The following is a 20535-nucleotide window of genomic DNA, read 5'->3' on the forward strand; positions in this document are numbered from 1 at the left end:
GCCCCCTGCCCAGGTACGACGAATAAAGCGAACCTAAAGTTTCTGCTCTAGACGAGAACCTTGATGATGCCGGTCAGGGCCAGTTGGCCGAGGGCCAGGGGGACCAGGATGGCCCAGGCGAGCTTTTGCAGCTGGTCCTCGCGCAGCCGGGGGAACGTGACGCGGAACCAGATCACCACGAACGACAGCGCGAAGACCTTGATCAGAGTCCACAGCCAGCCGGGGAGGAACGGGCCGTGCCAGCCGCCCAGGAACAGAACGGTGGTCAGGAACGACAGGACCACGATCCCGACGTACTCGGAGAGCATGAACAGCGCGAAGCGCATGCCTGTGTACTCGGTCATCGGGCCCATGATGATCTCGGACTCGGCGATCGGCATGTCGAACGGAGGGCGGCGCAGTTCGGCGAGCCCCGCCAGGAAGAAGACGACACCGCCGACGGCCTGCCACGGCAGCCACCACCATTGCCACGCCTCGACGATGCCGGGGATCGACAGCGTGCCCGCGGCCATGGCGACGGAGGAGGCCGCCAGGACCAGCGGCAGCTCGTACGACATGAGCTGGGCGGCCGAACGCATCCCGCCGAGCACCGAGTATTTGTTGGCCGAGGCCCACCCGGCCATGATCGAGCCGAGGACGCCGACGCCCATGACGGCGAGGACGAAGAAGAGGCCGAGGTCGAGGTTCACGGCCACGCGGTCCCGGTCGATGGGGATGGCGATCAGTACGACGAGGTACGGGACGAGCGCCACGCCGGGGGCGATCATGAAAATGCGGCGGTCGGCCGCGGCCGGGATGACGTCCTCCTTCTGCGCGAACTTCACCCCGTCGGCGATGAGCTGCGCCCAACCGTGGAAACGACCCGCGTACATGGGGCCCAACCGCGACTGCATGTGAGCCATGACCTTGTGCTCGGTCTGGCCGACGATCAGCGGCAGAACCAGGAACACAATAAGGATGACGGCGAAGCTCAGCACCACTTCAAGCATCGGGCGGCCCCCAGTCGGCTGGAACTCCTGGCGGAAGTGTCTTGCGGCGGCTCGGTGCGCCATGTCCCGATTCGCCGGGCTCCTTGGCGCCGGGCCACGGCTTGGCCACGCGGGCGGCGAGAATGAAATCCTTGCGGAGCGGGTGGCCCTCGAACCCGTCGGGCAGGAGGAGCGGCACGAGGTAGGGGTGATCGTCGAAGATCACGCCGAACATCTCGTACGTCTCGCGCTCGTGCCAGTTCGCGCCCCGGTAGACGCCTACCGCGGTGGGGAGGTGGGGGTCTTCGCGGGGTATGCGGGTGCGGAGGAGCAGGCGTGCTCCGGCGGTCAGGTTGTAGACGTGGGCCACGACGAGGAAGGCCTCCGGCGGGTCGTCCACGCCGGTCAGCCAGTCGAAGAACGCGTAGCCGAGGTCGTCTCGGACGAACGTCAGGAGCTCGATCCAGTCGGCGGGGGTCACGTCGATCGTGGTGTCGCCGTAGGACTCGGAGATCTCGGCACGGTCCCCGAACCGGGCCTCCACCTGGGTGAGACCGCCAGGGAGGCCAGTGGCGTCGGGGGGGTGATGCGCCGTGGGCTGCTGGGTGCCGTCGTCCGTCGGTTGGGTGGACGGGCGGGTTTCGGGCTGCTCGGGTGGCTGCTGGTCGTGGGGGTTGGAGGCGTTCGAGGGGTTGGGGGTGTTGTCCGGTCGGTCCGGGGTTCCCTCGGTGGTCACGCGTCCTCCCCGTGGGAGCGGGACCATACGTACCGGTCGCTGAGCTTCTCGTCGGCGATCTTCTCTTGGAGCTTCATGATCCCGTACAGGAGAGCCTCAGGGCGGGGCGGGCAGCCGGGGACGTACACGTCGACGGGGATGATCTGGTCCACGCCGTTGGTCACGCAGTAGGAGTCCCAGTAGGGGCCGCCGGAGTTGGAGCAGGCGCCGAACGAGATCACGTATTTGGGGTCGGGCATCTGCTCGTAGAGCCGCTTGACGGCCGGGGCCATCTTGTCGGTGACCGTGCCGGAGACGATCATCAGGTCGGCCTGGCGCGGGCCGTTCGCGAACGGGATCACGCCGAACCTGATGAAGTCGTGCCTGCTCATCGAGGTCGCGATGAACTCGATGGCGCAGCAGGCCAGCCCGAAGTTGAACACCCACAGTGAGTAGCGCCGGCCCCAGTTGAGCACGAAGCGCATCGGCTTGGGCGCCAACCTGGAGATCGGGCCCACGGTGGGCATCGGGAGGTCTGTTGCTGCCATGTTGACCATTCTTGCGCGGATCGCAGGTCAGGCAAAGGAATCTTCGGTTGGGGGGTGGTTGGGGACTTCTTGGGATCGGCAAGCGGTGAGAGGAGGCGCGGCGAGCGGGACCGGGCGAGCATGGCGCAGGCAGGAACGCAGGCGCAGGTGGGAACTAAGCGGGGACAGAGGCGAAGCTGAGGGTGAGTGCGAAGGCGAGAGTGGAGGCGAAAGCGAGGTGCAGGCGAAGGCGTGGGGCGAAGACGAGTCGGGGGTGAAGGTGAGGGTGTGGCGAAGGCGAGAGTGGAGGCGAAGCTGAGGGTGCAGGTGAAGTCACGGTTCAGGTGAAGGCGTCAGGTGCAGGTGCAGGTGCGGGCGCAGACGAAGGTGCAGGTGAAGGTGTAGCTGGGGTGGGTTAGGTCCAGGTGAGTACGCGTTTGCGCCAGGCGTACAGGATGCCGAGGGCGATGAAGCCCAGGAAGACGAACATCTCCACGAGCGTCGTCAACCCATAGCCAGGCGTGTCGAAGATCGTGGCCCAGGGGAACAGGAAGACGGCGTCCACCGCGAACACCACATACAGGTAAGTGAAGACGTAGTAGCGGACCTGCGACTGCGCCCACCCCTCCCCGACCGGGTCGACCCCGCACTCATACGTGGTCAGTTTCTCCGGAGTCGGGCGGGTCGGGCGGAGGAGGCGGTTGGCCATCAGGGCGCCGGCCACGATGGCGACGCCGATGGCGAGCAGTGCGGCGACGAGCACGTAGGACCCGAAGTAGCCCTCCATGAGTGAGATCGTAACCCGGAATCCCCATCACGAACCTGGTCAAAGCTCAGGAATCCGCCACAAACCCCGGCCCAGAAGGCATCAGCGCCCGCCAGGTACCCGCGCCGGTCAAAGGCTCGGTGGTGATCACGTCAAGACGGGGTAAATAGTAAGATCAGCAACATACCCTGACATTCATGCACAAATTGCGATTCTTTTCCGGAATCGCTCTGCTGGCCCTCTCGGCGACCGCCTGCGATCTGGCGGCCGCCACCCCCGAGAGGGACGTCGTGGTCCCGGCAGAGCCGACGATGATCGACTTTGTCGACCCGGCGGCCGTTGCCGGCCTGTCCACCAGGACGCTCACCGACGACCACTACACCGGCAGCCGATATGTGCACATCAGCTACCCCGAGTTCCAGAACGCCCCCGCGCTCAACCGCGCTCTGCGCGCCGAGGCCGAGCGGAAGTGGCGGGACTTCGGCGGGCGGACCAAAAGCCGCGCTGCCTACTCGCGGCCCGAGCCCGAGCTGAACGTGGACTGGCAGCTCGCCGCCGCCTCCCCCCAGGCGATCGCGGTACGGCTGCGGACGGGCGAGTTCCAGGGCGCGGGCTGGGCCTACTCCACGCGGACGTACTGGTTCGACCGGCGCAGCGGCAAGGTGGCGGAGTCGGCCGGGCTGCTCGACGGCGAGCACGCCCTGCGGCAGCTCGCCCAGCTGGTGCGGGAGCAGTTCAAGGGGCGCGGGTCGCAGGTCGAGCGGGAAGAGGTCAGCGCCGGAGGCGACCGGTTCGACTCGATGGCGTTCAACCGGGGCGGGGACCTGGTGGTCGAGTTCGACGACTGCCAGATCGGGCCGTGCTCGCTGGGGCGGCTCGCCGTGGCGATCCCGGCGGAGCGGGTACGTCCGCTGCTGTCCGAGTTCGGGCGGCGGGCGCAGGACAGCGTGCGGGAGGCGGCCAGGAGGGCTCCGATCCGGCGGCCCGAAACGGCGCCCACGGAGAGCCCGCAGGCCGCCAGCAACCGGGCGGGGACCGTGGACTGCGCCAAGGCCAAGTGCGTGGCGCTGACGTTCGATGACGGCCCCGGGCCCTATACCGCCAAATTGCTGGACATCTTGCGGAAAGGCCAGGCGAGGGCGACGTTCTTCGTGGTCGGCTCCAACGCCGCCGCCCAGCCCGCGCTGGTCAAGAGGATGAGCGCCGAAGGGCACCTCGTCGGCAACCACACGTGGGACCACAAGGACCTCTCGAAACAGGCGACGAGCCGGATCACCGACTCGCTCGCGCGCACTGAAGATGCCGTCTCGACCGCCATCGGGCAGCGGCCGGCGCTCGTACGCACGCCGTACGGGACTACGAGCCAGACCGTGCGCGACGTCGCGGCCGAACTGGGGCTGGCCCTGGTCGACTGGGACATCGACGTCAAGGATCTGTTCGCAGATAAAGCGGGCGACATCGCGGACCTTGCCGTGCGCAAGGCGCATCCAGGTGCGATCATTCTCATGCACGACATCCACCGGGAAACGGTTGACGCGGTTCCGGACATCCTCAAACGGCTGCGCGGGAAGGGTTACAGCTTCGTCACCGTTCCTGAGTTGTACGGCTCGGCAGGGATGCAGGCCGGACACCTGTACCGGTCGGGGAGCGAGCTGCCGGGTAAGCGCCCCCTGACGTAGGACACGTATTGGGGGGACGTATAGTTGGCGCTCGTGACCCGAACCGTTCTGTACGCCCGCCTGCATGTGGACCTCTGCAGGCTCGCGTCCGGGCTGTGTCGTCGTTCTCCCACCTCACCCTGACTTCGACCGCGTTTACCCGCTATGCGCGGGATGCAAACGCGTGACCTTCCGAGGATCTAGCATGGATACAGAGAACGCGCCCCGGGCAACCGCGCCTCGGGCGTCGAGGAGGACTGAGCCGTGACCCAGCGCAGCGAGGGCACAAATGATGAGCACAGTCGAGTTTCGTTCACAGCACTGACGAGGGAGGCGCTGTGAACAAGCAGGTCCAGCAACTCGACCGCGTGATCATCAGATTCGCCGGAGACTCCGGCGACGGCATGCAGCTCACCGGCGACCGCTTCACCGCGGGCACGGCGGAGTTCGGCAACGACCTGTCGACGCTCCCCAACTTCCCCGCCGAGATCCGTGCACCCGCAGGCACCTTGCCGGGTGTGTCGAGCTTCCAGCTCCACTTCGCCGACCACGACATTCTCACGCCCGGCGACGCGCCGAACGTGCTCGTGGCCATGAACCCGGCCGCTCTCAAGGCCAACCTGGGCGACCTGCCCAGAGGCGCGGACATCATCGCCAACATCGACGAGTTCACCAAGCGCAACCTGCAGAAGGTCGGCTACGACGCCAACCCGCTGGAGGACGACTCGCTCAGCGAGTGGCGCGTGCACGCGGTGCCGCTGACCTCGCTCACCGTCAAGGCCCTCGAAGGCTTCGAGCTGTCCAAGAAGGACGCCGAGCGGTCGAAGAACATGTTCGCGCTGGGCCTGCTCAGCTGGCTCTACCACCGGCCGACCGAGCACACCATCAAGTTCCTCGAGCAGAAGTTCGCGAAGAAGCCGGACATCGCCAAGGCCAACATCGCCGCCTTCCAGGCGGGCTGGAACTACGGCGAGACCACCGAGTCCTTCTCCGTCTCGTACGAGGTCAAGCCGGCCCAGCTCGCCCCCGGCGTCTATCGCAACATCTCCGGCAACCAGGCCCTCGCGTACGGCCTGATCGCCGCCAGCGTGCAGTCCAAGCTCCCGCTGTTCCTGGGCTCCTACCCGATCACCCCGGCCAGCGACATCCTGCACGAGCTGAGCAAGCACAAGCGGTTCGGCATCCGCACCTTCCAGGCGGAGGACGAGATCGCGGGCGTCGGCGCGGCGCTCGGGGCCGCGTTCGGCGGGGCGCTCGGCGTGACCACCACGTCCGGTCCGGGTGTGGCGCTGAAGGCGGAAACCGTCGGCCTGGCGGTCACCACGGAGCTGCCGCTGATCATCGTGGACGTGCAGCGCGCGGGGCCGAGCACCGGCATGCCGACCAAGACCGAGCAGACCGACCTGCTCATGGCCATGTTCGGCCGCAACGGCGAGTCCCCGGTGCCGATCGTGGCGCCGATGTCGCCGAGCGACTGCTTCGACGCCGCGATCGAGGCCACCAGGATCGCGGTCAAGTACCGCACCCCGGTCATGCTGCTCTCGGACGGCTACCTGGCCAACGGCTCGGAGCCCTGGCGCCTGCCCGAAGTTTCCGACTTGCCGGACATTTCGCAGCCCTTCACCGAGGCCCCCAACGGCGCCGACGGCGAGTTCCTGCCATACAAGCGTGACACCGAGACGCTGGCCCGCCCGTGGGCCATCCCCGGCACGGCCGGCCTCGAGCACCGCATCGGCGGCATCGAGAAGGCCGACGGCACCGGCAACATCTCGTACGACCCGAACAACCACGACCTGATGGTCCGCACGCGTGCCGCGAAGATCGCCGGCATCGACGTGCCGGAGCTGGCGGTCGACGACCCCGACGGCGACGCGAAGGTGCTGGTCATCGGCTGGGGCTCGACGTACGGGCCGATCGCCGCGGCCGTCCGCCGGATCAGGAGGAACGGCGGCAAGGTCGCCCAGGCCCACCTGCGCCACCTCAACCCGCTGCCGGCCAACACCGGCGAGGTGCTCAAGAGCTACGACAAGGTGCTGCTGCCCGAGATCAACCTCGGCCAGCTCGCGCTGCTGCTGCGGGCCCGCTACCTCGTCGACGTGATCAGCTACAACCGTGTGCGCGGGCTCCCGTTCAAGGCCGAGGAGCTGGCCGGAGTCATCCAGGACGTGATCGACAGTGACTGAGCTCGTTAACGGGAAGGGCCTGTCGCTCATCCCCAAGACCGACGTCAAGCAGACCCTGAAGGACTTCAAGTCCGACCAGGAGGTCCGCTGGTGCCCCGGCTGCGGCGACTACGCCATCCTGGCCGCGGTGCAGAGCTTCCTGCCGGAGCTGGGGCTCAAGCGCGAGAACATCGTGTTCGTGTCGGGCATCGGCTGCTCGTCGCGGTTCCCGTACTACCTCAACACGTACGGTTTCCACTCGATCCACGGTCGCGCGCCCGCCATCGCGACGGGGCTGGCCGCCTCCCGGCCCGACCTGTCGGTATGGGTGATCACCGGTGACGGCGACGCGCTGTCGATCGGCGGCAACCACCTGATCCACGCGCTGCGCCGCAACGTCAACCTGAACATCCTGCTGTTCAACAACCGGATCTACGGGCTGACCAAGGGCCAGTACTCGCCCACCTCCGAGGTCGGCAAGATCACCAAGTCGACGCCGATGGGCTCGCTGGACAAGCCGTTCAACCCGATCTCGCTGGCCCTCGGCGCCGAGGCGTCGTTCGTGGCCCGCACCATCGACTCCGACCGCAAGCATCTGCAGTCGGTGCTGCGCGAGGCCACCGCGCACCGCGGCACGTCGCTGGTGGAGATCTACCAGAACTGCAACATCTTCAACGACAACGCCTTCGAGCAGCTCAAGGACCCCGAGGTCCGCGACGACATCACGCTGCGTCTGGAGCACGGTCAGCCGATCGTGAGCGCCTCCAAGGCCGTCGTGCGGGCGGCCAACGGCGGCATCGAGGTGGTGGCGCGCGACGGCGTGAGCGAGGACCAGATCCTCGTGCACGACGCGCACGCTCCCGACCCGTCGGTGGCCTTCGCGCTCAGCAGGCTGGACGAGCCGGCGTTCGAGCACGTGCCGATCGGCATCTTCCGGCAGATCGACCGGCCGGCGTACGACGTGCTGATGGCCGAGCAGCTCGAGGAGGCCGTGGCGCAGAAGGGCCCCGGCGACCTGAGCGACCTGCTCCTTGGTGGAGACACCTGGCGCATCGGCTAGTTGATGATTAGATGGAGCCGTCGGCCCGAACGGCTCCATCTTCCACGGAGGTCAATCCACGATGTCGTATTGGCCGGAGACCGTGGTGCTGGTGACAGGGGCGGCCGGATTCATCGGCTCACATCTGGTGACGCGCTTACGAGCGCTCGGCGCTCAGGTGCACGCCGTCAGCCGCCGCCCCCAGCAGGCTCGCCATGGCGAGACCTGGCACGTGGCGAGCCTGAGCGACGCCGACGCGACGACGCGGCTCTTCCGGTCGGTACGGCCGACGCTCCTGTTCCACCTCGCCGGTGAGGTCACCGGGTCGAGAGGTGACGAGGTCCTGCGCGCCACCCTGGAGAGCAACGTCATCGGCGGGGTCAACGTGCTGGCCGCCGCGCACGAACGCGGCATCAAGACCGTCTTCACCGGCTCCATCGAGGAGCCGCGCCCGGGCAACGACCAGGCTCCGCCGTCGTCGGCGTACGCGATGTCCAAATGGGCCGCCACCGGCTACGCGCAGCTCTACCACCGGCTCTGGGACCTGCCCGTCACCGTCCTGCGCCCCAGCATGGTCTACGGGCCCGCCCAGCCCGACACCACCAAGCTCGTGCCGTACGTGACGCTCTGCCTCCTGCGGGGCCAGCACCCCCGGCTCACCAAGGCCACCAAGCTCGCCGACTGGATCTATGTCGACGATGTCGTCGACGCGTTCGTCCTGGCGGGCGAATCAGACAAAGCCATCGGACACACGCTGGATATCGGCACCGGCGTCAAGACCCCGGCTCACGAGGTCGTCGAACGGATTTATCGGATCACCGGCACGAGCACGCGACCCGAATTCGGCGCCACCCCCGATCGCCCGCACGATATTACGCAGGTCGGCGACATAGCACCGGCCGCGGACCGGCTCGGCTGGCGTCCTGTCACGGAATTGGACGAAGGGTTGCGCCGAACTGTCGATTGGTATGCGTCGCAAGAATGTCACAAAGAATCACACGCTCAGCCGGGCCCGGGATAATTCTGGGAGCATAGAGGTACTTGTCTGGCCGGAGGAGCGCCTTTATGAGCCGTCTTAATGCCCTGCGCAGCCGTTTCGTGGACGCTCCGGACTCGCTGGGGGCCAAGGCACGGGCGCGACGGTGGCAGTGGTTCGCCGACCGGTTCCCCGACCTCGACCAGATGAACGTGCTCGACCTCGGCGGCACGGCCGGGGCCTGGATGCGCGCCCCGGTCAGGCCGGCCCACGTCCACATCGTCAACCTCGAGCAGCCGCCCGCCGACCTGCCGGGATGGCTGCGGGCCGATGTCGCCGACGCCTGCGACCTACCGGCGTCGATCCGTGGCACGCGCTACGACCTCGTCTTCTCCAACGCGGTCATCGAACACGTCGGCGGGCACCAGCGCCGGCAGCGGTTCGCCGACACCGTGCACGAGATGGCCGACCGGCACTGGGTGCAGACGCCCTACCGCTATTTCCCGGTCGAGCCGCACTTCCTGTTCCCGGGGTTCCAGTTCCTGCCGCTCGCCGCGCGGACGACGATCCTGCGCCGCTGGCCGCTCGTCCACACGCCGACCTCCGACCGCGACGCCGCCCGGATGATCGCCATGGAGGTCGAGCTGCTCAGCGTGACCGAGATGCGGCACTACTTCCCCAAGTCCCAGATCCGCTTCGAGCGGCTGGCCGGGCTGGTGAAGTCGGTCATCGCGATCCGCACCTAGTCCGCGGCCAGCACGCTCGCGCCGCCGCTCTCCCAGGTGTTGCCCTTCCAGACGTTGCCCGGCCCGTTGGAGTCCCAGTACGACACCGGGCCGGCGGAGCCGCCCTTCGGCCACACCTTGCGGCTGAAGACGTTGTCGATCACCTTGATGTTCGAGGACAGGCCCTTCCGGCCGGCGCCCGCGTAGAGCGACCAGCCGCCCCCGGCCAGCAGGTTGCCCTGCACGGTGACGTTGCGGGTCACGCCGAAGTCCTGGAAGAGCGCGATCGCGCCCGTCTGGTCGAGCGTGTTGATCACGGTGTTGCGCCGGATGATCAGCTCGGTCCCGGCGGCGGCGGTGCCCGTTGACATGATCATGTCGGTGTGGTCGCCGGAGTAGTACTTCGGGTCGTGCACGTACGAGTCCTCGACCAGGCCCTGGTCGGTGAGGATGCCGTTGGAGATCGTGTGGATGTCCACCCGGCGCACGGTGATCATCTTGCCCTGGTTGAGGATGCCGAACTGGGTCCGCTGCTTGCCGTTGCCGAAGATCTCGCTGTCCTCGACCTTGAGGCCCGAGAATCCCTCGCGCTGGAGGATGCCCCAATAGTCGGTCTGCCCGCGCACCCGGGTGTTGCGGATGGTCACGTTGTCGGCCTCGACCGTGATGTCACCGGTGATGTCCCAGCCGTCGATGACCTTGCCGTCCTCCTTGATGACGATCGAGCCGGTCTTGCGGACCAGCTCGGTGCCCTCGGGGACGCCCGTGTTCCCGGGCCCGGGCCAGCCACCGCTCGGCGGCGGTGCGGTCGTCGGCGTCTTCGTCGGAGTGGGAGTGGGAGTACTTGGGGGCGTCTGCGTGGGAGTGCCGGGAAGCGTCCTGGTGGGAGTCGCTGTCGGCGTCGGCGTCGGCGTCCTGGTGGGAGTCGGGGTCCGGGTCGGGGTGGGGGTCCGGGTCGGGGTCGGCGTCACCGTCGGAGTTGGGGTCGGCGTCTGGGTCGACGTCACCGTCGGAGTCGAAGTCGAAGTCGGCGTCGGCGTCGAGGTCGGCGTGGGCGTCACAGGAGGAGGAGTAGGCGTCCTCGTCGGCTGAGGCGTCGGTGAGGAGATCAGGGTCGGCGTCTTGATCGGCGTCGAGGTCGGAGTCGCGGAATCGCCGGGCTCCGGCGTCTCGGTCGGCCTGCGCGTCGGCCGCGAGGTCGGCTTCTTGGTAGGCCACCGGGGCCACCACCAATGGCCCTTGGTCTTCCGTGGCCGCGGGCTCTCCGTGGTGGGTCGTGGCCGGGACTTCTGACCGGCGGCAGCCCGCGGTGAGACCGAAGCCCGTGCTCCCCCGCTCGCGTCCGTCAGGGCCGCCTGAGGCTTCAGCACATCAGAGGCGATGACGCCGTATCCGCCCGCCAGCACCGCCACGGCGGAGACACCGGCCAGGGATAACCACCCGGTCCGCCTCTTACTTCGCGTACTCCGCCGATGCCTTGACACAGGCGACTCCTTCCGATCACGGCCATATCGAGTCCCCAAGGGGAGAGAGTAGCCATGCCGGAAGCACTAAGAGGGGCTTTTTGCCGAAAAAGGACTCCTTTACCCCTCAATTCCCAGAAAGCTCAGCTTTCTCAATGATGATCAAAAAACACGTTATCCCGGACTTACCGCCCCACCGTTTTCCCAGGTGTTACTGTGCCACGTATTTCCGGGCCCGTCCTTATCCCAATAAGAAACCGGCCCGGCAGACCCGCCCTTCGGCCACACCCTGCGGCTGAAGACGTTGCCGATCACCTTGATGTTCGACGAGGTGCCCTTGGCCCCGGCGCCCGCGTACAGCGACCAGCCACCCCCGGCCAGCAGGTTGCCCTCCACCGTCACGTTCTTGACCACGCCGAAGTCCTGGAACAGCGCGATCGCGCCGGTCTGGTCCAGCGTGTTGATCACCGTGTTGCGCCGGATGATCAGCTCGGTCCCGGCGGCGGGCGGCCCGGTCGACATGATCATGTCGGTGTGGTCGCCGGAGTAGTACTTCGGGTCGTGCACGTACGAGTCCTCGACCAGGCCCTGCTGGGTCAGGATGCCGTTGGAGATCGTGTGGATGTCCACCCGGCGCACCGTGATCATCTTGCCCTGGTTGAGGATGCCGAACTGGGTGCGTTCCTTGCCGTTGCCGAAGATCTCGCTGTCCTCGACCTTCAGCCCGGTGCGCCCCTCGCGCTGGAGGATCCCCCACCAGCCCTTGGTACCGCGGACGCGCGTGTTGCGGATGGTCACGTCGTCGGCCTCGACCGTGATGTAGCCGGTCACCTCGACGCCGTCGATGACCGTGCCGTTCTTGGTCACCCGGATGGACCCGGATTCGCGCAGCGGCACGCCGCTGGGCACACCCGTGTTGTCCGGTCCCGGCCAGCTCCGCTCGGCCGGGTTCAGCGGCGGGGCCGAGGCGGACGTGGTCGGGGTCGTGGCGAGCGACTGGCTGGCGAGCGGCTTGCTCTGGGCGCCGCCGTTCTGGCACCCGCTCAGCAGCACGACCAGGCCCAGGCCGAGACACCAGCCTATGGCGGACGACCTCACTAGGCGTTGGGCTTCCGGCCGCCGACGAGGTCGGCCAGCGCCGGTGGCGTCCAGCGCTTGGCGACCTGGCGCAGGTTGCTCTTCCACGCCTCGCCGGGCCGCTGCTTGAACAGCGTGGTGTGCTCGTCGGTGGCCTCTTCCTCGGGCCGGCCGTTGGAGTAGTAGTACAGCGCCATCGAGCGCCGCGCCCGGTCCGGCGGACAGGTCAGCGGGTCCGGGTGCCCGTGGTTGGCGTCGTCGGTCGTGGCGAACACCACGAACCGGTTGAAGAGCGGGAGGATCTTGCCCTCGCACTCGGTCATGTCCTTGTTCCACAGCTGCAGGTGTCCGCCGTAGCTCTCCTCCCAGTCCTTGTTGAGGTAGAGCAGGCCGTTGAGCCGGCGGTCGAGGTTGAGCTTCCGGCTCTTGTTGAAGTCGGCGTGCACCTTGAGGAAGCCACCCGGCCGGATCTGGTGCAGGCCGCCGCCCTCGAAATGCGGGTCGGAGACGAGTTGCGTGATGCCGGTCAGCCGCTCGAGGAACTGGACGAACACCCCACTGTTGAACTCCGCCAGCAGGTGCCGGGTGGCCGGCCCCATGCGCTCGGTGTCGGCCAGCGCCAGCTTCACCTCGCGCGCAGTGTCGAAGCGCTGCCAGGTGGCGTCCCGCGGCTCGGGGAACTCGTCGAGGACGGGCTCCAGCACCTCCGGCGGCAGGAAGTCGTCGATGACCACGTGGCGGAACGGCGAGGCCGTACGGAACTGCTCGGAATACTTGTCCGCCAGCGGGAAGAGGTCATCCCGGCGGAAGGTGAAAGCCTGCAGATCCTGCATGAAATGTGTCTCCGTCTCTACGACACCGCGGCCCCTACCTCGTCATCGCCTCAGCCGTGTCATCTGTTACCTGTAACGCTCCATTGCTGGGGTGCGATGGGGACATGTGAAGCCCGGCTGCCCCCGAGTCGCGATCGTGATCGTGACCTACAACAGCGCTCCGGTCCTCGGCGGTTGCCTGGCCTCTCTGCCCGAGGGCACCGATGGGGTGGATCTCGCCGCCGTCGTCGTGGCGGACAACGCCTCCAAGGACGACTCGCTCCGCATCGCCGAACAGGCCGTCGGCCTGCCCATGTGTCCCCTGCCAGTGGGCAGGAACGCCGGGTACGCGGCGGCGATCAACGCCGGGATCGCGGCGCTCGACCTCCACGAGCTCGACGCGATCTTCGTGATGAACCCCGACTGCCGCCTTCGCCCCGGTGCGCTGGCCGTGCTGAGCGAGGCCCTCGGGCGTCCGGGCACCGGCATCGCCGTCCCCCGGCTGATCAGCACCGAGGGCGTGCTCCACCACTCGCTCCGCCGCACGCCGGCCGTACGCCGCGCGCTGGCCGAGGCGGTGCTCGGCGGGCACCTGGCGGGCCGCGTCGGCGCGCTGGGCGAGATGATCGTCGACCCCGGCCGCTACGAGCGACCGGGCCCTGCCGACTGGGCCACCGGGGCCGCCATGCTCATCTCCGTCGCGGCGCTCACCGAGGTCGGCCCGTGGGACGAGTCGTTCCTGCTGTACAGCGAGGAGACCGAGTACGCGCTGCGGGCCGCGGACGGGGGCTGGAGCCTCTGGTACGAGCCCGCCGCCGTGGTCGAGCACATCGGCGGCGAGGCGAAGACGAGCCCGATGCTGGCCGCGCTGCTCACGGTCAACCGCGTGCGGCTGTTCCGGCAGCGCCGGGGCAGGATCGCGAGCGCGGGCTTCTATCTCGCGGTCCTGCTCGGCGAGGCCATGCGGGCCGCCGCGGGCCGCCACACGGCCAGAGCGTCGGTCGTGGCCCTCCTGCGGCCCTCCCGCCGGTTGCGGACCCTACCTGGATGAGTTGCGGACCCTACCTGGACGAGAGGAACACCATGAGAGTCGAGCACCTGGAGCTCGAAGGCGTGCTGCTGTTCGTGCCGGCGCCCAGCCACGACGATCGGGGCTTCTTCACCAGGACCTTCGACGCCGTGATCGCCGCCGAGCACGGGCTGGACCACACCGCGTTCGTCCAGGACAGCCAGTCGCGCTCGCGCCTGGGCACGATCAGGGGGATGCACGGCCGCTCGGGCCGGGGCGAGGCCAAGCTGGTACGGGCCGCGCACGGCGCGGTGCTCGACATCCTGGTGGACGCGCGGCCGGCGTCGCCGACGTTCGGCTCCCACATCACCGTCCGGCTCGACGACGTGTCGTTCGCGCACCTCTACGTGCCGCCGGGCATCCTGCACGGCTACCAGGCGCTGACCGAGCACGCCGACGTCTGCTACCGCATCGACAGGGAGCACGACCCCGCCGAGGACCTGGCCGTCCGCTACGACGACCCCGACCTCGCGCTGCCCTGGCCGTTGCCGGTCACCGCGATCAGCGAGCGCGACAGGTCGGCGGGCTCCTGGAAGGCGCTCAGGACCATCTTGTCCGCCTGATCCCGCCGCTCGAACCGCAGCAGCGCCCCCGCCGCGCCGACCAGCAGGAACATCACGCTGGTGATGCCGGGGAAGGAGAGCAGGTCGAAGGTGGCCGCCCCCAGCAGCGGGATCACCAGGCAGGCGGCGATGGTCAGGCCCAGGTTGCGTACGTTCGGATCGGAGCTCAACCGGCGGACCCAGAGGGCCACGACGATCCCGCACCCGATCACGCCGACGAACCCCAGCACGCCGAGCACCCCGGTCTCGACCAGTGACAGCAGGTACTGGTTGTCGAACACCTGATGCTTGAACGGGTACCAGGTGCCGAGCCCGCGGCCGAAGACCGGACTCTTGTCGAACTCCCGCATCGCGAACGGGTAGTCGTGGGTGCGGTAGATGATGCTGCTGTCCTCGCCGGCGCCGGCGAACAGGTTGTAGAACGTTCCGATCAGGCCCGGCGCCAGGACCTTCATGAAGCCCAGGAACACCACGAACGCGCCGATGGTGACGATCCGGCGCCGGTTGGACCAGCCGAGCAGGAGGATCAGCCCCGCCCCCGCCAGGCCGAGCACGGCGGTCCTGGAGACCGAGAACATCAGGCCGGCCGCGATGATGACGGCGCAGATCCACCAGCGGGTCGCGGCCTCGCCGCGGCTGCGCGCCTGGAAGCCGAGATGCGCGGCCAGCGGCAGCAGCATCGCCGACACCGCGCCGAACTCGATCGGGTGCCCGAGCGTGCCGGCGACGCGGCGCAGGTCCGATCGGGAGATCACGGTGGGCACCTCCTCGACGGAGGAGTGGCGCAGCCCGGGGATCTGCATGTACTTGGTGAGGTCGAAGTCGAGCCTGAACTGCAGCAGGGCGACGATCGCCGCGAACGTGCCGCCGATCACGACCGCCTTGAGCACGAAGTCGAGGCGCTCGCGGCTGTCGATGCCGTCGCAGACCATCAGCAGCAGGCTCACGTAGCCCGCGTAGAGCACGAACGTGTGGTCGGAGAGGTTGAGCTCGTCGGACGGCAGGTACAGGTAGGTCGTGTACCCGTAGATCGCCAGCAGGAGCATGCCGTACACGAAGATCGAGGTGCGGACCGGGTTGCCGCCCTTGGCCACGCCGGTCGTACTGATCATCTGGGCGCACACCCACACCACGCCCAGCACGAGAGCCATGATCTCGGCGGGCGTGAGCGACAGCGGAAGCCCGGCCACCGCCAGGCGGGCCGGCAGCATCAGCAGGACCACGACGAAGAAGCAGACCAGCGTGGCGCCGTCGGCGCGCCGGAGCGGCCGCTGGGCCAGGTTGGCCCCGGTCATCCTTCGCGTCCAGCCAGCGACCGCGTTCCGTTGCTCGCGACGGGCTCGTAGAGTCCGAGCTCGGGCGGCGTCGGGCGGCGGCGGGCCCGGCGATGGCGGGCGAAGCTCTCGGCCGCGAAGGCGGCGAACAGGCTCATGAAGAACGCCAGCGCCCCGGTGACCACCGCGCTGCGCATCCGGCTGCCCTTCTTCTCGTCGGGCTGGGTGGGCGGCACCACGACGGTGGCGCTCACGTAGGTGGTGGGCGGTGCCTTGACCTGCTGCTGCCGGGCGCGCAGCTCCTGCTGGGCCAGCTCGGTGACCTTCACGACGATGCCGTGGGCCAGCTCGGCGCTCGGCGCCTCGCAGGTGATGACGATGAAGGGGGTCGCCGGCATCATCTCGGGGTTGGTGCCACCGCTGGTGATCTTGAGCGTGACGTCGCCGCCGATCGGCGCGCCGACCTTGGCGACCGCCTCAGGGGTGTTCAGCGCCTGGATGAGGATCGACGAGGTCATGCTCAACCCCTGGTCGAAGGAGACGAGGGGGTTGGTGCGGGGGTTGGGGAACCTGGGGTCGGCCGGCACGCTGCCGCCGGTGACCGGCAGGGTGAGGACGAGCGCCGAGCTGGAGATGAAGGTCTTGGGCGCCACGGCGAAGATGCCGACGGCTCCCACGACCGTGAGGAGGAAGGCCGGAATCGTCACGTACCACCGCTTGAACAGAACGGTCGCCGTCGCCCAGAAGTCCATGCGCGGGCCTCATCCCTCGCCGTTGTCCTGGGCCGCCTTGCCGGGCCAGGGCACGGGCGAGAGAGGCTCCCCCCGGTAGATGGGGAACTCCATGGTGCTGGAGCTGTCCTCGTCGAGCTCCGCCAGTTCGACGGGCTCGTCCACCTGCGCTGCCACCGGCTCCGGCGCCGGCGCCGTCACGGGAGTGACCACCGGAACCGCCACCGGGACCGCCAAGGGTGCCGCCAGGGGTACCGCCGGGGGTAGCGGGGGCTCCGGCTGCTCCGGCTGCTTGGGCGCGCGCCTGGTCACCACGCCGTAGGCGATGCCGAGGCCCAGGAGCAGGCAGAGCACGGCGCCGCCGATCGCCCCCTGCCAGTTCACGCTGTGGTCGGCCTCGGGGGTGGACGGCGGCACGATGTCGGTGGAGGTGATGAAGGTGTTCGCCGGAGCGCCGAGCGCCTTCTGCCATTTGAACAACTCGGTCGCCACGCGCTCGCGCGCCGCCATCAGCACGGCCGTGGCCTGCCGAGGAGACTCGCTGTCGACCCTGATGTAGATGTAGGGCCCGTTGATGTCCAGGACGTTGGGGTTGGAGCGCCCGTCGTCGATCGTGATCTCCGTCGGGCCGTCCTTGGGCGCGCCGAGCTGCGTCCAGACGTCCTGCGTGTTCATCGACAGGATGACGATGCTCGCCCCGGTCTTCAGCGCGTCGTTGAAGGAGAGGAACGGGTTGGTGAGCCCCTGCTTGGTCTTGTCGGAGGGGACGGTGCCCCCGTTCACCGGCGTGGCCAGCACGAGGGAGACATCGGTCGTGTAGTGCGCCGGAATGACCGTGTACACCACAACGCCCACCAGGATCGAAAGACAGATCAGCGGCGGGCCAATGAGAACTCGGCGGAGAAGACCAAGGATCGTCTTCCAGAACTCCATTTTGGTACGTTCCCCCGCATCAGCAATGCTTGCTCTATAGCGGACCATCGCCCATTCGCGGCCAGACGTTACATCTCCGTAGAACGGTTACACCGCGCGTAGTCGCAGCGATAGACCTACCGACTACGGCGACGGGGGCTTCGGTGGGGATGACGGTAGAGCGTCCGGCGACGCGGCGCAGGCTGACCGGGCTCGACGGCTTACGGGGGCTGGCGGCGTTGTTCGTCGTCCTTCACCATTGCTGGCTCCTGTCCTTTCCCGGGTTCCCGGTCAACGACGCGCCCTGGTGGACGGGGTGGCTGCTCTACGGCCACTTCGCGGTCGTGGTGTTCATCGTCCTGTCCGGCTTCTCGCTGGCGATCTCGCCCGCCCGGTCCGGCTGGCAGCTCGGCGGCATCCCCACGTTCCTCAACCGCCGCGCCTGGCGCATCCTGCCGCCCTACTGGGCGGCGCTGGCGTTCAGCCTGGTGATCGCGTGGACGGTCATCCCGCAGCCCGGGCAGCAGACGCCCACCGGGCAGTCGGCCCTCATCTACGGGCTCCTCCTGCAGGACGTCTTCGGCTCCCCCAGCCCCAACGGGGCCCTGTGGTCGATCGCCGTCGAGGCGCAGCTCTACCTGGTGTTCCCGCTGATGCTGCTGGTCCTGCGCAAGATGGGCGCGGCGGTGATGCTCGGCGCGGTGACCCTGATCGTCGTGGCGGTGGGGGCGCTGGCGCCCTCCGTGCCGGCCGTGGACCTGCTGATGCGGCTGACGCCGCAGTTCGCCGTGCTGTTCGCCGTGGGCGCGGTCTGCGCCGGCGTCGTGCGCGCGCAGGAGCGTACGGAGCGCCTGCCCTGGCACTGGTTCGCGGCGGCCGCCGCGGTCCCGGTGCTCCTGCTGATCGTGGTCGCCGGGCCGGTCTGGGTGGTCGCGAACTTCTTCTGGGTGGATCTGGCGGTCGGCCCGGCCGCCGGGCTGTTGCTGACGGGTGTGGCGACGGGCAAGCCGGTCTGGCTCGTACGGCTGCTCGACACGCGTCCGCTCCGGCGGCTGGGCTCCTTCTCCTACAGCCTCTACCTGATCCATTCACCGCTCGTCGTCATGATCAACCGGCTGGTCGTCGCCCCGCACGTGCCGCCGGGCATGCCGACCTTTCTCCTCACGCTCGCCCTGGCAGTGCCGGTGAGCGTGGGGACGGCGTGGTTGTTCGCCTCGGTCTTCGAGTTGCCCTTCCAACGGCACCGGAGCTGGAGGGGCCTGCGCGACGCCGTACGCGCGCGGTTTGTCAGGTGAGCTTGGCCAGCGCCTCGGCCTCGGCCTCGTACTCCGCCGCGAGCTCCTCCGGGATGCGCGTCAGGTCGTCGGCCCGGTAGAAGTCGCGCAGGGTGGTGCCGCGGCAGGTGGCGTCCACGTTGGGCGCCGCCGCGCGGGAGCGGACGTCGTCGATGTGGACGGTGCGGAAGTCGATGCTGAACCGGGTCCTGCCGGAGGTGTTGGTGACGGTCGAGTGCAGGTGCGCCCCGGAGAAGAGCAGCATGCCGCCCGGCTCCGGCACCAGCCGGAGCTCGGTTTCGAGGTCGAGCGCCTCCTCCGGCTTGGGCTGCTCCCGGGTGTCGCTGTGGATGTGCTGGGCGGCCGTGGGCCGGCTGACGGCGGTCCACTCCGCGTAGTCGTAGCGGCCGCTGCCGTTGCGCACGGGGCGGTCGAAGTACTGCGGGTGCAGCGCGAAGACGTTCTCCGGGACCACCTCGTAGATCGGGATCCACCAGTTGACCTGGCAGAACGGCGCGGCGTACCAGCAGTCGCGATGAGCGTGGTAGGCGTAGGAGATGCCGGAGTCGAGGTAGTGATCGGCGGTGGAGGTGCGCAGCCTCGGCACGTCGAAGTAGGTCTTGTCCAGCGCCATGCCCAGCTCGTCGAGCAGGGTGACGAGGAGCTTCTTGCTGGTGGGGTGGTGGATGAAGCGCGGCTTGAGGTCCGCGAGCAGTGCCGCGAACTCCTCGACCGGCATCTCGTACTGGGCGGTCTGGGGGTCGCGGCCCTCGAACGCCTCCTCGATCAACTCGCGGGCGAACTCGATCAGCTTGGTCGAGGCAGGCGTCGCCGAGTAGAGGAAGAGGTCTCCCTGGAAGAGCATTTTGCGCCGGACATCATCGTTGATTCGGCTATTTGCCAATAAAACGGACATAGCGAGATTTTCCCCCTCGCGTGGTTCTTTTCCCTTCTCTCGCCTTAGCCCGCATCTTCGTTACAGGGGGTTGGAGGGGTCACAGAGGCAACTGCGTCTGCGTGTCCGGCCTGCCCACGTAGACCGAATAGTCCGGGTGGTCGAAGCGGTGCAGCGCCTGGATGTTGTCGTTCCAGGGGGCCGGAACCGGGCGCTTGTGCCGCAGCCCGTTGATCGGCGCCAGCTTCATCAGCTCGTTGTCCTCGTTGAACTCCCTGATCGCGCTGAGCTCGCCGACATACTCGTTGTGGATGATCTGGTCGTCGTCGCCGACGGTGTCGTCGAGGTAGCAGAACACGCGGGGCAGGAAGTACTTGTGGTCGCCCCCGAACAGCCGCAGCGCCGCCGCGGTCGAGGAGTAGAAGTCCACGTCGATGGAGACGAACCCGATCGGCGCCGGACGCTCGCCGTCCAGGAACTCGCCGACCGTGTCCTCGATGTTGCCCAGGATCAGGGTGGCCTCCCCCAGCCGGGCCCGCAGGGCGTCGACGTCCATGACGAAGTCGCCTTCGCGCCAGATGTAGGGCAGGTCCCGGAAGTCGGTGGGCTTGGGCAGCCCGGCGCCCGTGTCGAAGCCGTAGACGTCGATCTTCACGCCCGACGCGGCCGACGCCAGCGCCGCCATGCGGTTGAGCTCCACCATGCCCGCGCCGCCCGCGACACCGAACTCGACCACGCTGATCCGGCCGACGCCGAGGCGCCTGGCCAGCTCGGCCGCCTGCTGCACGCCGTAGGCGTAGTGCGGCCTCGGGTAGAGGTCGAGCGAGCAGCGCAGCTCGTACGAGCCGAACGGCAGGCGCCGCATGGCGGCCAGCAGGATCCGGCCCGGCTGCATGAGCAGCCGCACGATGCGAATCAACACGAGCAGA

At 68.3% G+C, this 20535-nt stretch carries 22 protein-coding genes; 9 read left to right on the forward strand and 13 right to left on the reverse strand.

The window, feature by feature from the left end; translation table 11 throughout:
• Positions 1-47 precede the first annotated feature (47 nt).
• From nuoH to ACWDRB_RS40285, 4 genes are all read right to left on the reverse strand, one after another.
• Positions 48-989 (reverse strand): NADH-quinone oxidoreductase subunit NuoH, encoded by a 942-nt coding sequence (nuoH, locus tag ACWDRB_RS40270; protein ID WP_449902898.1) that lies wholly within the window; start codon positions 987-989, stop codon positions 48-50.
• Positions 982-1704 carry an NADH-quinone oxidoreductase subunit C gene (locus tag ACWDRB_RS40275; RefSeq protein ID WP_449902900.1) on the reverse strand — a complete coding sequence of 241 codons (723 nt, stop codon included), beginning with the start codon at positions 1702-1704 and terminating at the stop codon, positions 982-984. Before ACWDRB_RS40275 ends, nuoH begins: the two co-directional genes overlap by 8 nt.
• Entirely contained in the window at positions 1701-2231 is a 531-nt protein-coding gene (locus ACWDRB_RS40280) for an NADH-quinone oxidoreductase subunit B (protein ID WP_192789552.1), read from the reverse strand. The genes ACWDRB_RS40275 and ACWDRB_RS40280 overlap by 4 nt, the downstream gene beginning before the upstream one ends.
• 394 nt (positions 2232-2625) lie before the next feature.
• Positions 2626-2997, reverse strand: a complete 372-nt coding sequence (locus ACWDRB_RS40285) for an NADH-quinone oxidoreductase subunit A (protein WP_350733559.1) — start codon at positions 2995-2997, stop codon at positions 2626-2628.
• A gap of 176 nt (positions 2998-3173) precedes the next feature.
• Here ACWDRB_RS40285 and ACWDRB_RS40290 point away from each other — a divergent pair, with 176 nt between their 5' ends.
• From ACWDRB_RS40290 to ACWDRB_RS40315, 6 genes are all read left to right on the forward strand, one after another.
• Positions 3174-4655 carry a polysaccharide deacetylase family protein gene (locus ACWDRB_RS40290; RefSeq protein ID WP_449902903.1) on the forward strand — a complete coding sequence of 494 codons (1482 nt, stop codon included), beginning with the start codon at positions 3174-3176 and terminating at the stop codon, positions 4653-4655.
• 33 nt (positions 4656-4688) lie between these two features.
• Positions 4689-4778 carry a putative leader peptide gene (locus tag ACWDRB_RS40295; RefSeq protein ID WP_350733556.1) on the forward strand — a complete coding sequence of 30 codons (90 nt, stop codon included), beginning with the start codon at positions 4689-4691 and terminating at the stop codon, positions 4776-4778.
• Positions 4779-4972: 194 nt separating this feature from the next.
• Positions 4973-6817, forward strand: coding sequence for a 2-oxoacid:acceptor oxidoreductase subunit alpha (locus tag ACWDRB_RS40300; RefSeq protein WP_355206698.1), 1845 nt, complete (start codon positions 4973-4975; stop codon positions 6815-6817).
• Complete coding sequence (locus ACWDRB_RS40305; RefSeq protein ID WP_350733553.1) at positions 6810-7856, forward strand: 2-oxoacid:ferredoxin oxidoreductase subunit beta; 1047 nt, start codon at positions 6810-6812, stop codon at positions 7854-7856. The genes ACWDRB_RS40300 and ACWDRB_RS40305 overlap by 8 nt, the downstream gene beginning before the upstream one ends.
• A gap of 61 nt (positions 7857-7917) precedes the next feature.
• A complete protein-coding gene (locus tag ACWDRB_RS40310) occupies positions 7918-8856 on the forward strand; it encodes an NAD-dependent epimerase/dehydratase family protein (protein ID WP_364264233.1) in 939 nt (312 codons plus the stop codon).
• A gap of 44 nt (positions 8857-8900) precedes the next feature.
• Positions 8901-9557, forward strand: a complete 657-nt coding sequence (locus ACWDRB_RS40315) for a hypothetical protein (protein ID WP_449902907.1) — start codon at positions 8901-8903, stop codon at positions 9555-9557.
• Here the strand turns inward: ACWDRB_RS40315 and ACWDRB_RS40320 are convergent.
• From ACWDRB_RS40320 to ACWDRB_RS40335, 4 genes are all read right to left on the reverse strand, one after another.
• A complete protein-coding gene (locus ACWDRB_RS40320) occupies positions 9554-10183 on the reverse strand; it encodes a hypothetical protein (protein ID WP_350733548.1) in 630 nt (209 codons plus the stop codon). The genes ACWDRB_RS40315 and ACWDRB_RS40320 overlap by 4 nt on opposite strands.
• Before the next feature lie 22 nt (positions 10184-10205).
• Positions 10206-10754, reverse strand: a complete 549-nt coding sequence (locus ACWDRB_RS40325) for a hypothetical protein (RefSeq protein WP_449902909.1) — start codon at positions 10752-10754, stop codon at positions 10206-10208.
• A gap of 419 nt (positions 10755-11173) precedes the next feature.
• Positions 11174-12097 carry a hypothetical protein gene (locus tag ACWDRB_RS40330; protein ID WP_449902911.1) on the reverse strand — a complete coding sequence of 308 codons (924 nt, stop codon included), beginning with the start codon at positions 12095-12097 and terminating at the stop codon, positions 11174-11176.
• The gene (locus ACWDRB_RS40335; RefSeq protein ID WP_363981227.1) at positions 12097-12909 is read right to left on the reverse strand and encodes a 2OG-Fe(II) oxygenase; all 813 of its coding nucleotides are present in this window, start codon (positions 12907-12909) and stop codon (positions 12097-12099) included. Before ACWDRB_RS40335 ends, ACWDRB_RS40330 begins: the two co-directional genes overlap by 1 nt.
• Positions 12910-13015: 106 nt before the next feature.
• Here ACWDRB_RS40335 and ACWDRB_RS40340 point away from each other — a divergent pair, with 106 nt between their 5' ends.
• Both ACWDRB_RS40340 and ACWDRB_RS40345 read left to right on the forward strand, forming a co-directional pair.
• The gene (locus tag ACWDRB_RS40340) at positions 13016-13939 is read left to right on the forward strand and encodes a glycosyltransferase family 2 protein (RefSeq protein ID WP_449903042.1); all 924 of its coding nucleotides are present in this window, start codon (positions 13016-13018) and stop codon (positions 13937-13939) included.
• A 32-nt stretch (positions 13940-13971) separates the two neighbouring features.
• Positions 13972-14520: a dTDP-4-dehydrorhamnose 3,5-epimerase family protein gene (locus tag ACWDRB_RS40345; RefSeq protein WP_449902914.1), complete on the forward strand. Its 549-nt coding sequence runs from the start codon at positions 13972-13974 to the stop codon at positions 14518-14520.
• Here the strand turns inward: ACWDRB_RS40345 and ACWDRB_RS40350 are convergent.
• The 3 genes from ACWDRB_RS40350 to ACWDRB_RS40360 are packed head-to-tail and all read right to left on the reverse strand — an operon-like array spanning position 14409 to position 17371.
• Entirely contained in the window at positions 14409-15815 is a 1407-nt protein-coding gene (locus ACWDRB_RS40350; RefSeq protein WP_449902916.1) for an O-antigen ligase family protein, read from the reverse strand. The two genes, ACWDRB_RS40345 and ACWDRB_RS40350, sit on opposite strands and share 112 nt — an antisense overlap.
• Entirely contained in the window at positions 15812-16546 is a 735-nt protein-coding gene (locus ACWDRB_RS40355) for a hypothetical protein (protein WP_449902918.1), read from the reverse strand. The genes ACWDRB_RS40350 and ACWDRB_RS40355 overlap by 4 nt, the downstream gene beginning before the upstream one ends.
• Before the next feature lie 9 nt (positions 16547-16555).
• Positions 16556-17371, reverse strand: a complete 816-nt coding sequence (locus tag ACWDRB_RS40360; protein ID WP_449902920.1) for a hypothetical protein — start codon at positions 17369-17371, stop codon at positions 16556-16558.
• A gap of 236 nt (positions 17372-17607) precedes the next feature.
• Between ACWDRB_RS40360 and ACWDRB_RS40365 the strand changes: the two genes are divergently transcribed.
• Entirely contained in the window at positions 17608-18732 is a 1125-nt protein-coding gene (locus ACWDRB_RS40365) for an acyltransferase family protein (protein WP_364264206.1), read from the forward strand.
• On the opposite strand, the gene ACWDRB_RS40370 is transcribed toward ACWDRB_RS40365, so the two are convergent.
• Both ACWDRB_RS40370 and ACWDRB_RS40375 read right to left on the reverse strand, forming a co-directional pair.
• On the reverse strand, positions 18725-19576 hold the full coding sequence (locus ACWDRB_RS40370) for a hypothetical protein (RefSeq protein WP_350733534.1): 852 nt from the start codon (positions 19574-19576) through the stop codon (positions 18725-18727). The two genes, ACWDRB_RS40365 and ACWDRB_RS40370, sit on opposite strands and share 8 nt — an antisense overlap.
• A 130-nt stretch (positions 19577-19706) precedes the next feature.
• On the reverse strand, positions 19707-20528 hold the full coding sequence (locus ACWDRB_RS40375) for a hypothetical protein (protein ID WP_350733533.1): 822 nt from the start codon (positions 20526-20528) through the stop codon (positions 19707-19709).
• Between the last annotated feature and the right edge of the window lie 7 nt (positions 20529-20535).

The organism is Nonomuraea sp. NPDC003707 (assembly GCF_053587055.1).